Source organism: Myxococcus sp. AB036A, from assembly GCF_006547355.1.
Classification (GTDB): domain Bacteria; phylum Myxococcota; class Myxococcia; order Myxococcales; family Myxococcaceae; genus Myxococcus; species Myxococcus virescens.
This window is the reverse complement of the sequence record NZ_VHLC01000037.1, coordinates 59,477-72,765: the sequence shown is the minus strand read 5'-3', so window position 1 is coordinate 72,765 and position 13,289 is coordinate 59,477. Positions and strand designations below refer to the sequence as shown.

Genomic DNA, 13,289 nt, shown 5'->3' with positions numbered 1-13,289 from the left:
CTTCCTGGCCAATGCGCGGGCCATGGCCAATCTCGCACCCAAGGAGGGACTGCCCCCAAAAGCGCTCGGCCTGCCGTCGCGAAGAAACCCCATGCGGGCGTTTCTCGTCCGGCAGGGCCTTCACTGACAGTCCTCGTCCGCTACTCCGTCCAGGAGATTCGGCGCCTGCTGCTGGCCCTCTGGCGGCGCACGCTCCCGCCAGTTACCGATGTCCTCTTGTGGAGTCGGTGGCGACGGCACCATCAATCCGTCGCCATGCGCTGCCACTACCGAGCACGTGGCGCCAGACACAAACTGCAACTGTAGGATTAAGAGATACGGTAATTATTCAAAAACGATCGGAGACCGGTGGGGATTGTTTCCGACGAATACCTGCCTTTTACGAGCCAATCCTCGGAGTCACCAATGGGGGTCCTTGCAAGCGCCTGATCCAGCAGTTCATCGTAGGGGCATACGTACCAATTTCCATCAACTGGGAACGCCAACCACAGTTCCTTTCCTTCGTACTTCTTGTCCAGAGTGAATCTGGCCTTTAACTGAATCTTGAGAGTGTCTCCACCGACGTGCAGGGCGAGGAAGTCAGCCCCGTTCCAGTCGTCTGAAAGCCGTGTCGTTACGAACCCGTACTCAGCGAGGACGCCAGCTAGCTTCTGGTAGTTGTAGTTCTCTTTTTGCCGCGCGTTCAGCGCCTCGTAGGAGACCTTGCTGAACGAAAACGACGGCCGTGATTCGGACTGCGCGACGTCAGCAACTAGAGGAAGGGTTGGGGGCTGTTGTGTCGATTCATTGCGGCGAGCAGCAACGAGGTGCTGGGTTTCTTCACTGGCTACCGGGTCGTTGCAAGGCACCTTAACTAGATGCCGCAGGTGTTCGGGGAGGGCTGCGACATTGATGACCTCGGGCGGACTCAGTTCGCTGGTCCGCCTCTCGATCCAGGCCTGAATCGATGCACGATCACGTGGGTCGGTGGTCACGGCAAGGAGAGCTCGCATTTGCTTTAACATTACGTCGTTATCGATGCGGATTTTTGGGGGAGTAGCGTTTTTGTTTGGCATGGCTATTTAGGCTGGAAACATGTCGCGCCAAGGACCACGCGCTGCTTCGGGGCATGGGTTTCAGGGGTGTCGCGCGCAACATCATTCCGGTGGACGAAGTAGAAGTCGGGCAGTTCAAGTATCACGAATCGAACATGCGATATGACCTGCTTCCGGTACTGGGCCGCTTGTTGCTCCGCATGTCCAGCGCAAGTGGTGCTTTGCAACCATGTCGGCGACGGTCGGACGAGCGAGGATACGCCCATCGAACTCGTGGAGGATGCTGCTCAGCAGCCCCTTTCACGCACGGGCCGCGGCATTGGCTACCGTTCGTGTGCGCGCCTCAGCACGCGCAGCCGGGGCCTTTCCTGCACGTCTTGCTGCAAGAAATGCAGGAGTCCCCGCACGGGCAACCAGTTGTGCACACCTTGCAGCAACTCCGCGCTGGCTCGGAGGCGGACTCAGGCTCGAACGTGGGGGTTGCCGCTGGGGCTGTTCGAAGCGGCGCAGGAGAAGGCTGCGGCTTTGCCTCGGCGGCGCGCATCGCCGTCACTTCATCGGCTGTCGCGTAAACGCCGGAGCACACCTTCGCCACGAGGCCGCCATCGTCCATTAACATGCGAGTCATGCTGGACGCTGAGTGCCGCGACGTATTGATGGAGATGAAGTCACCGGCATTCTGGCCCTGCACGAGAATCAGGAGGGGCGGGATGTCGGCGTCCACGGTGTAGTGGATCTGTTTCTGCTCTCCATCGCCCATGAAGAGACAGGAAACCTTCCTACCGCTTCGCCAGCACCCGAGGGAGTACTCCTGCGCCTCTGTGGTGCTTGGCTCACCGAGACGGGCCGCCACGCCAAGGGCTTTGCACTCCTTGAACACCATGTAGAAGTCGGGGCGCCCCTCGCCTGCCCACACCTGAAGGGCGAGCACGACGGAGGTAACGGCGAGGGCAACGCGAGCGTGGCGCATGTGGTGCTCTGACAGACAGGGGGGGACTGCACCTCAGCAGGCGCCGCCGCGCGGCTTCAGTTGTACGAGGTTACGAGGTGTTGATGCAGAAGTCGCCGCACGGCTTGCTTCCCGAGCCGCACATCTTGCAGCAAGTGGTGCTCGGCGGGTTGTTCGTTGCCGGGTTGCTGGGCGGACTGGTGGGGTGGCTGCTCGATCTCAACAGCCTATATGCTGGTTGTGGGCAGCCCCAAGGGCCAGGGGCGCAGGGTCTTCGAGAAGCCATCAGGTACGTGAGCACCGTCTGGGCGGCCAGTCACCTTTGGTGTGGGGGCGGAGCGCCCATGTGCACCTACAGCGCGGTTTCGGGATGGGGGCTGGGCAAGAGCGAGAGTTCGCGAGAACACCGTGCCGCTGTGCGTTGGCGCTTCCCCGGGACGTAACCGACTGAACGCCTGCGTACCCGTCCGAACGCTTCGGGCCTCGCCGCGAACCGCCGCAACTGCCCGGAATCTGAGGGAAAAAGGTGGCGGTAGGGCACGGGAATCGAACTCGCCAGGGACGCCTCTCGGCGCCCCTCACCGGTTTTGAAGACCGGGCCGGCCACCAGGTCCGGAGGCCCTACCGTTTGCGATTACGCCGGACCCTCCGGACCCCGTCAACCCAGGGCCACGGGCTCACCGTGCCTTCTTCTGCGCCCGTTCCGCCTTCAACCCCGGCAAGCCCTTCACGAGCGTCGTCACCAGCACCTGCGTCAGCTCCTCCGCGGGCGTGCCCGGGAACCCCGTACATGTGAGCCTCAAGCTCACGATGCCGTGCACCCCCGCCCACAGCACCTCCGCGAGTTGCTCTGGCTTCGTGCCTTCCTCCAGCCTCCCGGCCGCCACCAAGTCCACGAACACCTGCACCAGGACCCTGAAGGACCTCGGCCCCGCGCCCTCCGGATGGTCCCCAAACAACGCCGTGGAGAGCTTCGCGTCCTCCATGAAGATCAGCCGGTACGTCTCCGGGTGCTCCATGCCAAATCGAACGTAGGCCTCCGCCAGCTTGGGCAGTCGCTCCAGCGGGTCCTCCACCTGGGCCGCGGGCTCCAGCATGGCCAGCAGGTCCTGGAAGCCGCGCACGCACAGCTCCTTCGCGATGGCCTCCCGGTTCTCGAAGTGGAGGTAGAGCGTCGCCGGCGCGTACTCCACCGCGTCCGCCAGCTTGCGCATCGAGAGGGCAGGGAAGCCCTCCTTCACCACGATGTCCCGGGCGACTCGCAGAATCTGCTCGCGCAGCTCCGCTCGCTGTCGCTCCTTCCGCTCCGCAATCCCCATGCTCCCAGTGTAGGCCTTGACCCACTGAACGCCCAGCTGTAGATGAACGGCGTTCATGAACGGTGTTCACAAACCACTCGCCGTTCGGAAAAGGGAGCAGGACATGGGCACGGTCGCGTTGTTCGGCGCCACGGGCGTCGTCGGACACAGCATCGCGCAGGCGCTGCGGGGGCAGGGGCGGGGCTACCGCGTGGTGGGGCGCTCCCGGGAGGGACTCCAGCGGGAGTTCGGGGCGGACCCGCAGGCGGAGCTCGTCACCTGGAATCCCGACGACATCGCCTCCATCCAGGCCGCGGCCCGGGGCGTCCAGACGCTCGTCTATCTGGTCGGCGTGCCCTATTGGCAGTTCCACCTCCACCCCGTGCTGATGAAGCGTACGCTCGACGCCGCCATCGCCGAGGGCGTGGAGCGCATCGTCTTCATCGCCAGCGTGTACCCCTATGGCCGGCCGCGCACGGACGTCGTCAACGAGTCCCACCCCCGCGTGCCGCACACGAACAAGGGCCGCTTGCGCAAGGCTCAGGAGGACCTGCTGCTCGCGGCGGACAAGGCGGGCTCCATCCAAGTCACCATCCTCCGCCTCCCGGACTTCTACGGCCCGGGCGTGGAGAACAGCTTCCTCCACCGCGCCTTCGTCGCGGCCTCACAGGGCAAGCGCGCCCAGCTCATCGGCCCCATCGACACGCCCCATGAGTTCGTCTACGTGCCCGACGTGGGGCCCACGGTAACCGCGCTCATGGACCATCCGGGCGCCTACGGCCGCTTCTGGAACCTCGGGGGCGCGGGCGTCACCTCCCAGGCGGCCCTGGTGGAGGACATCTACGCCCAGGCCGGCCACCCCGCGAAGTACTCGGTGCTGGGGCCGGGGATGGTGCGCCTCATCGGCCTCTTCAGCCCGTTCATGCGCGAGCTGGGGGAGATGCACTACCTGCACACCTCGCCCGTCATCATGGACGACTCGGCGCTGCGGGCGCTGCTCGGCGACATCCGGAAGACGCCGTACCGCGACGGCATCCGCCAGACGCTCGCGGCGCTCAGTCCAGCCCCCGTTGCCACAGGTCATCCTCATCCAGTCCCATGAGGTGACCGACCTCGTGCATGACGGTGATGCCAATCTGCTCGATGAGCTCCTCGCGGGTGCGGGCGAAGCGCTCCAGGTTCTTCTGGTACAGCACGATGGATGCGGGGACGTGGTCGAACGCGTTCGTCACGCTGCGCTCGCCCACCGCCAGGCCGCGGAACACCCCGAGGATGCTTGGTGACAGGGGAGGGTCCTCACCCAGCAGATCCTCATCCGCCGGCAGGTCCTCCACCGCGATGGTGACGTTGTCCAGGTACTGCTTCGCGTGGCCGGGCAGGGACTGCACCGCGGCCTCCACCGCGCGGTCGAACTCGGCCTCGCCCAGCTCCACCGGCGGGAAGAACTCCGTCGGCACCAGCGCCTGGGCCTTGGCGAAGCGGCGCTGGGCCTCCTTCTCGTCGCCCCGGCGCTCCGCCATCAGCCCCAGGTACTGGTGGGCCCAGGCCTCGTCGGGCGTGTCCTTCAGCACCTTGTCGAAGGCGCCCTTCGCGTCGTCGAAGCGGCACAGCTCGAACAGGGCGATGCCCCGCTCCAACTGCGCGTCCACCGAGTGCGGCATGTGCCCCAGCGCCGCGTCCAGGCTCGCCAGAGCCGCGCGGCACTCGCCTACCTGGTTCAGGCCCATGCCCTCCAGGAGGAGGAACTCGTAGAGCAGCTCCACGTCGCCGGCCTTCTGCGCCAGGCGCTTGCCCTTCGCGCAGAAGCCCAGGCCTTCCTCCACGGCCTCCCGGTCCTCGCCCGCGCGGCAGATGAGGCAGTCCACGGTGCCCAGGAGCACCTCCAGGTCGTCCGGGGATACCCTCAGCGCGGCGCCGAAGGCCCGGCCGGCTTCCTCCAGGCGGCCCAGCTCCACCAGGGCGGCGGCGCGCAGGTGCAGGGCGTCCACCGAGTCCGGGGCCTGGGCCAGGCTGCGGTCGGCGGCGGCCAGGGCCGCCTCGAAGTCGCCCGTCTCGAAGGCCTCTGCTGCCGCGTCCAGCGCCTCCATCCCGCTCACCCCCGTTCGCTTCGACGTCCGCATCCCCATGGGGCCGCGACATATGAAGCCGCGCACTTCGTTGTCAACGCCGCGCACGGCTGCTACGTTCCTTGGCCCGTCCTGGTGCGGCGCTCAGTCCCGTGAACATCCTTGTCGTCGACGACGATCTCGAACTCTGCACGATGCTCTCTCGCTTCTTGGAGATGCATGGGTTCACGGTCTACTCGGCGTCCGACGCGCTCCAGGCGCTCGACGTGCTGGAACGCAACCAGGTCAGCATGGTCATCACCGACTACGTGATGCCCCATATGGACGGCATCCAGTTCACGGAGATGCTCAAGGCGGACCCCCGCTTCCAGAGCGTCCCGGTGCTGCTGATGACGGGCAGCGAGGACGGCTCGGTGACGGACCGCGGCCTGCGCAAGGGCGTGGCCCTGACGCTCCACAAGCCCCTGGACATGGGCCAACTGCTCACCCTGGTCCGCTTCGCGCAATAGCCCACGCCGCCCCTCCCGGCAGGGTGCCTCGGGCCGTCCGCTCGCCTACACGCCCACCCTTCCTGGTTGACATCGTTCGGGCGGCCCTTATGTTGGCGCTCGCCATGGCCGAGTGCTAACGGCCCGTGTCGTATCAGTAAAATCCCCCAGTGAATTCAGGAGGTTGCGATGGCAGCGAAGGAGATTTTCTTCCATCAGTCCGCGCGTGAGGCCATCCTGCGCGGCGTCCGCACCCTGTCGGACGCGGTCGCGGTGACCCTCGGCCCCAAGGGCCGTAACGTGGTCATCGAGAAGAGCTTCGGCTCCCCCACGATCACCAAGGACGGCGTCACCGTCGCCAAGGAGATCGACCTCGAGAACAAGTTCGAGAACATGGGCGCGCAGATGGTGAAGGAGGTCGCGTCCAAGACCTCCGACAAGGCCGGCGACGGCACCACCACCGCCACGGTGCTGGCGCGCGCCATCTATGAGGAGGGCCTCAAGCTGGTGGCCGCCGGCCACAGCCCGATGGACCTCAAGCGCGGCATCGACAAGGCCGTCGAGGTCGTCGTGGGCGAGCTGAAGAGCCTGTCCAAGCCCACCGCCGACAAGAAGGCCATCACCCAGGTGGGGACCATCTCCGCCAACGGCGATGAGACCATCGGCGCCATCATCGCGGACGCGATGGAGAAGGTAGGCAAGGAGGGCGTCATCACCGTCGAGGAGGCGAAGGGCCTCGAGACGACGCTCGACGTGGTCGAGGGCATGCAGTTCGACCGCGGCTACGTGTCCCCGTACTTCGTGACCAACCGCGAGCGGATGGAGGCCGTCCTGGACGACCCCTACATCCTCATCAGCGAGAAGAAGGTCTCGTCGATGCAGGACATGATTCCGCTGCTCGAGCAGGTGGCCCGCTCCGGCAAGCCGCTGCTCATCATCGCCGACGACATCGAGGGCGAGGCCCTGGCCACCCTGGTGGTCAACAAGATCCGCGGCGTGCTGAACGTGTGCGCGGTGAAGGCCCCCGGCTTTGGTGACCGCCGCAAGGAGATGCTGCAGGACATCGCCGTCCTCACCGGCGGCACGGTGGTCAGCGAGGACCTGGGCCACAAGTTCGAGACGCTGTCGCTGACCGACCTGGGCCGCTCCAAGCGCGCCACGGTGGACAAGGACAACACCACCATCGTGGACGGCGTGGGCACGAAGGCGGCCATCGAGGGTCGCATCAAGCTCATCCGCACGCAGATTGATTCCGTCACCAGCGACTACGACCGCGAGAAGCTCCAGGAGCGTCTGGCGAAGCTGGTGGGCGGCGTGGCCGTCATCAACGTCGGCGCGGCCACCGAGACGGAGATGAAGGAGAAGAAGGCCCGCGTCGAGGACGCGCTGCACGCGACCCGCGCGGCCGTCGAAGAGGGCATCGTCCCTGGCGGCGGCGTGGCCTACCTCCGCGCGCTGCCCGCGCTGGAGAAGCTGAAGCCGGGCGGTGAGCAGGACTTCGGCGTGGCCATCATCCGCCGTGCGCTCCAGGAGCCGCTGCGGAAGATTGCCAGCAACGCCGGCGTCGAGGGCGCCGTGGTCATCAACAAGGTCCGCGAGGGCACCGGCGCGTTCGGCTACAACGCCCGCACGGAGGTCTACGAGGACCTGGAGAAGGCCGGCGTCATCGACCCGACGAAGGTGGAGCGCACCGCGCTGCAGAACGCCGCCTCCGTGGCGTCCCTGCTGCTGACCACCGAGGCCATGGTCGCCGAGCGCCCGAAGGGCAAGGCCAAGGGCGGCGGCGCTGGCGCCGGCATGCCGGACTACGGCGGCGACGACATGGACTACTGAGCCGCTCCGGAGGGCTCGGGACGTGAGTCCCGGGCCGTCTGGGCCTCGGCAGTCAGCGGCCCCGGATGCCTCGTCAGGAGGCGCCGGGGCCGTTGTCGTTCCAGCGGGGACTGCCTGGCGCTCAGGGCACGCGGCCCACGACGCCGCCGGTGCCGCTCTCCTGCGACGTGTAGAGCAGGGTGTCGCCGTCCACCAGCAGGCCACCGGGCCCCACGCCCTCTGGGCCCACGGGCTCCAGGGCGCCGGGCGTGCAGGTGCTCACGCGGCGGAGGAAGCCCGTGCCGCCGGTGCTGACGTCCTTGAAGTAGAGCGTCCCATTCAGCTCCACCGGGAAGGCGGGCCCCTGGAGTCCCGTGGCCACGACTTCCGCCGCGCCGCCCTCGCGCGGCAGGCGCAGCACGCGGCCGTTTCCGCCGCCTCCTTCGGTGACGAGGAAGTGCGTGGGCGTGACTTCCAACGAGGTGCCGGCGGTGATGGTGCCGTCGCGCAGCGTGGCTGGGGCACTGCCGTCCAGCGGCACGCTGTAGAGGCCGGGGCTCTCTCCCGCGGCGACCAGGAACCACACGTCCTGGCCCACCACGCGGGCTCCCCGCACCTGCGTGTAGCCCGTGCCGGCGTAGAGCTCCTGGCGGTTGCCGCCCGAGGCGTCCACGCGCACCAGCCGACGGTGCGACGTCGCGATGACCACCACGTCCCGGTCTCCCATCCGCGCGGGCAGGACGTCCGTGCCGCCAATGGTGACGTTGTTCACCGTGGCATCGAGCGGCCGTGCGTCCTTCGCGCCCGTCGCCTTGTCCACCCGCCACAGCCCGTCCAGGTCGAGCACGTAGACGGAGTCCGCCACCACGGCGATGGCATCCGGCGCCCGGAAGCCCGTGGCCACCGGCACCGCGTCACCGCCCGCGCGTGGCAGCCGGAGGAGCCGCCCGGGGCCCGGCTGGGGCTGCTGCGGATTCAGGGAATGGGACTCGGCGATGTAGAGGTCCGTTTCGTCCGCCGCGAGTCTGCGGGGCGTGTTCAACCCGGTGAGCAGTGGGGTACCCGGACCCGAGGCCAGTGGCTCGCAACCCGCGTCGCCGGTGCCCGCATCGTCTGTCCCGGTGCCCGCGTCGTCTGGCCGGGTGCCCGCGTCGCCACGGCCCGCGTCCGGCCCGTCCTGCATCGGAGGCTTGTCGGAGGAGCAAGCAACACCCAGCAGCAGGACGGACAGGAGCGCGAGTCTCATGGGGCCTCTCGTTTGAATGCGCGGTTCAACTCTCGGCTGAGCGCCGACGCGTCGGACATCAGCTTGGGAAGGCACGCGGCGGCGCCCGCACGCAGGGACTCCAGCGCCGTCTCCATGGTGAGGTGCTCGGCCAGCACCACGAAGGGCGCGCCCTGGGCCAGCGCCTTGCCCAGCTCCAGCGCCTTGCGTCCGTAGGCGGGCGTGAAGTCCCAGCTCACCACCACGCCCGCGGGCGGCTCCAGCGCGGCCAGCTCCGTCGTCGTCAGGATGCGCGCCTCCAGTCCCACCAGGGACAGGGCGTGGGTGATTTGCGCCGCCGCCGCCGGGTTGTCCTCCAGCACGTCCACCCGGCGCATCGCGGGGTTCGTCTCCAGCGGCGCGGGGACGGGCTTCCGGGCCAGCGTGGAGCGCAGCAGGGCGCGCACCTCGCGGATGTCGTCGAAGGGCTTGAGCAGGTAGTCCACCACGCCCAGCTCCAGCGCCTGCTGTGTCGTCACCAGCGACGGGTAGCCCGTCATCAGGATGACGCGCGAGTCCGTGTGCAGCCGCCGCGCCTGTTGCGCCAGCTCCAGGCCGGACATGCCGGGCAGGTTCTTGTCGGTGACGATGAGGTCCACCGGCGCCTGTTGCAGCAGGTCCAGGGCCTCCTCGCCGCTTGCCGCTTCGATGATCTCGCACTCCTTGCCCATCAGGTCGCGGAAGACCATGCGGATGATGATTTCGTCATCCACCACCAGGACCCGGTGCTTCTGCGTGGGCGGCGCGTCCGTCGCGGGGAAGAGCACGCGGAACACGGTGGCCGGGGGCGGGACGTCGCGAATGACGCCCTGCGGGGCCAGCTCGAGGCGCGCGTGGTGCTCGCGGGCGATGCGCTGGCACACCGACAAGCCCAGTCCAGTGCCTCGCTTGTTGGCGGTGATGTAGGGCTCGAAGATGCGCGCTCGCAGCTCCTCGGGGATGCCCGGACCCCAGTCCGCCACGTAGAGGGCAGGGGAGGGGCCCTCCATCGTGAGCACCACCTTCACCCGGCCGCGCCCCGCCATGGCGTCGCGCGCGTTGTTGAGCAGGTTCAGGGTGAGCTGCTCGATGAGGCGCGCGTTGCCCTGGATGGTGATGTCCTCCGGAGCCTCCACCTCCAGGGAGATGCGCGAGGAGTCCGGGTTGATGCTGAAGTGCTTCGCCGCCGCCCAGATGGGGGCCGCCAGGGAGAGGCGCTGTTGGGACGCCGGACGCTCGCTCGACAGGCGGATGAAGTCGGAGACGATCTGCTCCATCCGCTCCACCTGGGCCAGCAGCAGGCGCAGGGGCCCGGGGGCGGCGCCGTCCTCCGCGAGCAGTTGGGCGTAGGCCTTCACGCCGAGCAGCGGTTGTCGCAGCTCGTGCAGCACCTCCGCCGCCAGCTGTGAGGTCTGTGCTCCCGCACGTTGCAGTGCCGCCGCCGCTGTTCGCGCGGCCGTCAGGTCCCCTGCCTCCACGGCCTGGAGCAGTTGGGCGAGCGGCACGGGTGTTTCCATGTGACGAGCATGGCGGAGGCAACCGCTTGTACGCAACGCACCTGGAGGGAATCCGTTGACCCGGACCGTGCCGGCGCGGATGCTGGCCGCGTTCTCATCGCACCGTCCGGAAATCCGGATATCGCGACACCGGCCTCGGGAGGGCCTTCATGCCGCAGACCAACCCGTTCCACTCGCTGGTCCCCCGCAAGATGACGGACACCGAGCTGGCCCGCTCCATCCGTCTCAACATCGAGGCGGAGCTGGACGCCATCAACCTCTACGCGGCCCATATCGACGCGACGGACAACGAGGACGCCAAGGCCATCCTCCAGCACGTCATGGACGAGGAGCGCGAGCACGCCGCCCTCTTCTGGGAGCTCATCGCCCGGTTGGATCCAGAGCAGGCCGCGCACGCGAAGGAGGCCGTGGAGAAGTACCGGCTCATCACCTCCGGCGCGTCGCACGAGGCCGTGGAGGCCGTGGGCAAGGAGGGCGCGGCGCCGTCTCCGGCGGACGTCACCCCGGAGAAGCGCCTCACCGTGGGCAGCCTGCGCCGGTAGCCGTCAGGACGCGGAGTGGGCCTGCCGGCGCTCGGCCGGTGGGGCCTCCAGGTCCTTCGCCGCCATGTAGACGACGTTCCGCGAGCCCCGCTTGCCGCGGTACATGGCCCGGTCCGACAGGTCCAACAGCGTGGCCTTGTCCTGGGCGTGCTCGGGGAAGCTGGCCACGCCGATACACGTGGTGAGCTTGAGCGACAGGCCTTCGCGCGCCAGGAAGTTGTGCGTCTCCATGGTGCGCCGGATGCGCTCGGCCACCTTGAGCGCGCCGCCGGAGTCGGTGTTGCGCAGCACCACCACGTATTCGTCTCCGCCGTAGCGCGCGACGACGTCGTGGTCTCTCACGCAGCCCTTCACCACGCGCGCCGCCTCCACCAGCACCTTGGAGCCCACGAGGTGGCCATGGGTGTCGTTGATGGACTTGAAGTGGTCCAGGTCCAGGAACAGCAGGCTGAAGGTGCGCTGTGACTGGAGCGCGTCCTGGACCTCGCGGTCCACCACCAGGTGCAGGTAGCGGGTGTTGAACAGGCGCGTGAGGTCGTCGACGTACGCCAGGTCCTCCACCGCGGCGAAGCGGCCGAGGTTGCGCAGCGCGAGCGCCCAGTTGCGCACCAGGAAGCTGGCCGTCTCGCCCGCCCACTCCGCGCCCGTGCCGCCGAAGAAGAGCACCGCGTGTCCCAGCACGGCGTCGCCCTCCAGCGCGGGAAAGGAAACGGCGCGAGGGAAGGGCGCGTCCAGGCCGTCCAGCTCGCGCGGCCCGCGTTCGTTCGTCAGGCGTTCGATGAGCTCGGCGATGAGCGGCTCTTCCAGTGCGGTGGACAGGCCGCTGGTGCCATGGCGCCGCAGCGCGAAGGCGGAGTCGCGCTCCAGCAGGACCACGGCGCTGGCGGAGGCCATGCTCTGCAGCGCGCTGGCGGTGGCCGCGGCCAGCTTCTCGCGGTCCAGGGTGGTGGCGATGCGTTGCCCCGCCTCCAGCATGGCGACATGGCGGCGCAGCGACGCGTTCTCCTGCATCAGGTCGCGCGTGGTGAGCGCGCGGCGCACGGCGTGCTGCAGGGCCTCCGGGGCCACCGGCTTGACGAGGTACTCCGCGGCGCCGCTCTTGATGGCGCGCACCGCGGGGTCCACCTTTTCCAGGCCGGTGATGACCACCACCTCCACGCCCGGGTGGTGTTCCCGCACGTGCCGCAGGACCTCCATGCCGTCGCCACCGGGGAGGATGAGGTCCGTCACCACCGCGTCGAAGCGGTCGCCCGCGAGTGCTTCCTTTGCCTCTTGTAGCGTGCCCACCGCCGTGACGGCGTGTCCCACGGCGGTGAGGTAGTCGCCGTACAGGGTGCGGGCGATCTTTTCGTCGTCGACGAGGAGGATTCGCGCCATCTCCCATCGGCTTAGCACCAACCGATGGAAGGCTGCTAGGGTCGGCCCCCGTGTCCCCCTTCGAAAGCGGCCGTCGGCTCTGCCTTCTCGTTGAGGCCGGGGAAACCCGTTACGCCGTGGAAGCGACGTCTGTCATGGAAGTAGCGATGCCGGGCGCCAACGGCAGCAGCCTGCGGGGTGTGCTGGAGGTGAAGGACCTCTGCGCGCTGCTGGGCGGGCCGCCCGAGGAAGGCCCGGGCATGGTGGTGGTGCTCGACGTGAGTCCCACCCTGGCGGTGCGCGTGCGCTCCGTGGTGGAGGTGGCGGACGTGGCCCGCGCGCCGTTCTTCCTGCTGCCACCGGGACTGGCGGACTCGCTGGCGCCGCTGAGCCGGGGCGCCGTGTTGCACAAGTCGCGGCTGTACCTGGAGCTCATCGCGGAGGCGCTGCCGCACCGCGTGGGGTCGATGTCGCCGGCGGTTGCCGCCCGGCCCGTGCACTGGGCGGAGGCGGCTCCGGACCGCGCGCTCGTCTTCGAGTCTCAGAGTCGACTGTTCGGAGTCCCCCTGGGTCTGGTGTCGCAGGTCATCAGCCGGGGAGAGGCCTTCTGCGTCCTGCCCGTGCCGAGTGGACCGGTGGCCGGTATTTTTCCGCATGATCAGGTGCTGTGGCCTGTCTGCTCGGTCCCCGCGTTGTTGGGGGAAGCGCCCATCCCGGAGTCCTTCATCGTCCTCACGGAGCTGGCCGGGCGGAACGTGGGGCTGACGGCCACGCGGGTGCTCGGCGTCATGCAACGATTCGAGCCGGACGACACCGCGGGGAGCTTCCGTGCTCCCGGGTTGAGCGAGCCTGTGGCGTTCCTGGACCTGCAACGCATGTTTTCTTGATCGTCCCAGAGGGCAACTCGTAAGCTGCCCCGCTTGTCAGACTGCCGCGAGTCAACCCTCGCGGCGGGAATCACCAACGAATTCAGGGGAGTGGATG

General features: G+C 68.1%; 12 protein-coding genes and 1 tRNA gene. 6 read left to right on the top strand and 7 right to left on the bottom strand.

What is annotated here, in order from left to right; translation table 11 throughout:
* Nucleotides 1-308: 308 nt before the first annotated feature.
* A complete protein-coding gene (locus FL344_RS39130; RefSeq protein WP_228565125.1) occupies nucleotides 309-1,055 on the bottom strand; it encodes a hypothetical protein in 747 nt (248 codons plus the stop codon).
* Nucleotides 1,056-1,674: 619 nt separating this feature from the next.
* Here FL344_RS39130 and FL344_RS17225 point away from each other — a divergent pair.
* Nucleotides 1,675-2,016: a hypothetical protein gene (locus FL344_RS17225; protein ID WP_141619291.1), complete on the top strand. Its 342-nt coding sequence runs from the start codon at nucleotides 1,675-1,677 to the stop codon at nucleotides 2,014-2,016.
* 494 nt (nucleotides 2,017-2,510) lie between these two features.
* Here FL344_RS17225 and FL344_RS17220 read toward each other — a convergent pair.
* Nucleotides 2,511-2,609, bottom strand: a tRNA-Sec gene (locus FL344_RS17220).
* Nucleotides 2,610-2,660: 51 nt separating this feature from the next.
* Nucleotides 2,661-3,359, bottom strand: coding sequence for a TetR/AcrR family transcriptional regulator (locus FL344_RS17215; RefSeq protein ID WP_141619290.1), 699 nt, complete (start codon nucleotides 3,357-3,359; stop codon nucleotides 2,661-2,663).
* A 46-nt stretch (nucleotides 3,360-3,405) separates the two neighbouring features.
* On the opposite strand from FL344_RS17215, the gene FL344_RS17210 reads away from it, so the two are divergent.
* Nucleotides 3,406-4,383 (top strand): NAD-dependent epimerase/dehydratase family protein, encoded by a 978-nt coding sequence (locus FL344_RS17210; RefSeq protein WP_141619289.1) that lies wholly within the window; start codon nucleotides 3,406-3,408, stop codon nucleotides 4,381-4,383.
* Here the strand turns inward: FL344_RS17210 and FL344_RS17205 are convergent.
* Nucleotides 4,337-5,407: a metallopeptidase family protein gene (locus tag FL344_RS17205; RefSeq protein WP_194863139.1), complete on the bottom strand. Its 1,071-nt coding sequence runs from the start codon at nucleotides 5,405-5,407 to the stop codon at nucleotides 4,337-4,339. The genes FL344_RS17210 and FL344_RS17205 overlap by 47 nt on opposite strands.
* Before the next feature lie 92 nt (nucleotides 5,408-5,499).
* On the opposite strand from FL344_RS17205, the gene FL344_RS17200 reads away from it, so the two are divergent.
* Nucleotides 5,500-5,856: a response regulator gene (locus FL344_RS17200; protein WP_002639463.1), complete on the top strand. Its 357-nt coding sequence runs from the start codon at nucleotides 5,500-5,502 to the stop codon at nucleotides 5,854-5,856.
* A 168-nt stretch (nucleotides 5,857-6,024) separates the two neighbouring features.
* Nucleotides 6,025-7,668, top strand: coding sequence for a chaperonin GroEL (gene groL / locus FL344_RS17195; protein ID WP_141592107.1), 1,644 nt, complete (start codon nucleotides 6,025-6,027; stop codon nucleotides 7,666-7,668).
* A gap of 121 nt (nucleotides 7,669-7,789) precedes the next feature.
* Here the strand turns inward: groL and sinM are convergent, their stop codons facing one another.
* Nucleotides 7,790-8,893, bottom strand: a complete 1,104-nt coding sequence (sinM, locus tag FL344_RS17190) for a signal integration modulator SinM (protein WP_141619287.1) — start codon at nucleotides 8,891-8,893, stop codon at nucleotides 7,790-7,792.
* Complete coding sequence (gene sinK / locus FL344_RS17185; protein WP_153881176.1) at nucleotides 8,890-10,407, bottom strand: hybrid histidine protein kinase/response regulator SinK; 1,518 nt, start codon at nucleotides 10,405-10,407, stop codon at nucleotides 8,890-8,892. Before sinK ends, sinM begins: the two co-directional genes overlap by 4 nt.
* Nucleotides 10,408-10,556: 149 nt before the next feature.
* On the opposite strand from sinK, the gene encC reads away from it, so the two are divergent.
* Nucleotides 10,557-10,949, top strand: a complete 393-nt coding sequence (gene encC, locus FL344_RS17180; protein ID WP_020478352.1) for an encapsulin nanocompartment cargo protein EncC — start codon at nucleotides 10,557-10,559, stop codon at nucleotides 10,947-10,949.
* 3 nt (nucleotides 10,950-10,952) lie between these two features.
* Here the strand turns inward: encC and FL344_RS17175 are convergent, their stop codons facing one another.
* Nucleotides 10,953-12,326, bottom strand: a complete 1,374-nt coding sequence (locus FL344_RS17175) for a diguanylate cyclase (protein ID WP_141252812.1) — start codon at nucleotides 12,324-12,326, stop codon at nucleotides 10,953-10,955.
* 50 nt (nucleotides 12,327-12,376) lie between these two features.
* Here FL344_RS17175 and FL344_RS17170 point away from each other — a divergent pair, with 50 nt between their 5' ends.
* Nucleotides 12,377-13,192, top strand: a complete 816-nt coding sequence (locus FL344_RS17170; RefSeq protein ID WP_141592110.1) for a chemotaxis protein CheW — start codon at nucleotides 12,377-12,379, stop codon at nucleotides 13,190-13,192.
* The last annotated feature ends 97 nt before the right edge of the window (nucleotides 13,193-13,289 follow it).

What these genes read in the sequence shown, in the direction of transcription:
- FL344_RS17210 (WP_141619289.1), top strand. Translation starts at nt 3,406, where the DNA reads ATGGGCACGGTCGCGTTGTTCGGCGCCACGGGCGTCGTCGGACACAGC.
- encC (WP_020478352.1), top strand. Translation starts at nt 10,557, where the DNA reads ATGCCGCAGACCAACCCGTTCCACTCGCTGGTCCCCCGCAAGATGACG.
- FL344_RS39130 (WP_228565125.1), bottom strand. Translation starts at nt 1,055, where the DNA reads ATGCCAAACAAAAACGCTACTCCCCCAAAAATCCGCATCGATAACGAC.
- groL (WP_141592107.1), top strand. Translation starts at nt 6,025, where the DNA reads ATGGCAGCGAAGGAGATTTTCTTCCATCAGTCCGCGCGTGAGGCCATC.
- FL344_RS17215 (WP_141619290.1), bottom strand. Translation starts at nt 3,359, where the DNA reads ATGAACGCCGTTCATCTACAGCTGGGCGTTCAGTGGGTCAAGGCCTAC.
- sinK (WP_153881176.1), bottom strand. Translation starts at nt 10,407, where the DNA reads ATGGAAACACCCGTGCCGCTCGCCCAACTGCTCCAGGCCGTGGAGGCA.
- sinM (WP_141619287.1), bottom strand. Translation starts at nt 8,893, where the DNA reads ATGAGACTCGCGCTCCTGTCCGTCCTGCTGCTGGGTGTTGCTTGCTCC.
- FL344_RS17205 (WP_194863139.1), bottom strand. Translation starts at nt 5,407, where the DNA reads ATGGGGATGCGGACGTCGAAGCGAACGGGGGTGAGCGGGATGGAGGCG.
- FL344_RS17175 (WP_141252812.1), bottom strand. Translation starts at nt 12,326, where the DNA reads ATGGCGCGAATCCTCCTCGTCGACGACGAAAAGATCGCCCGCACCCTG.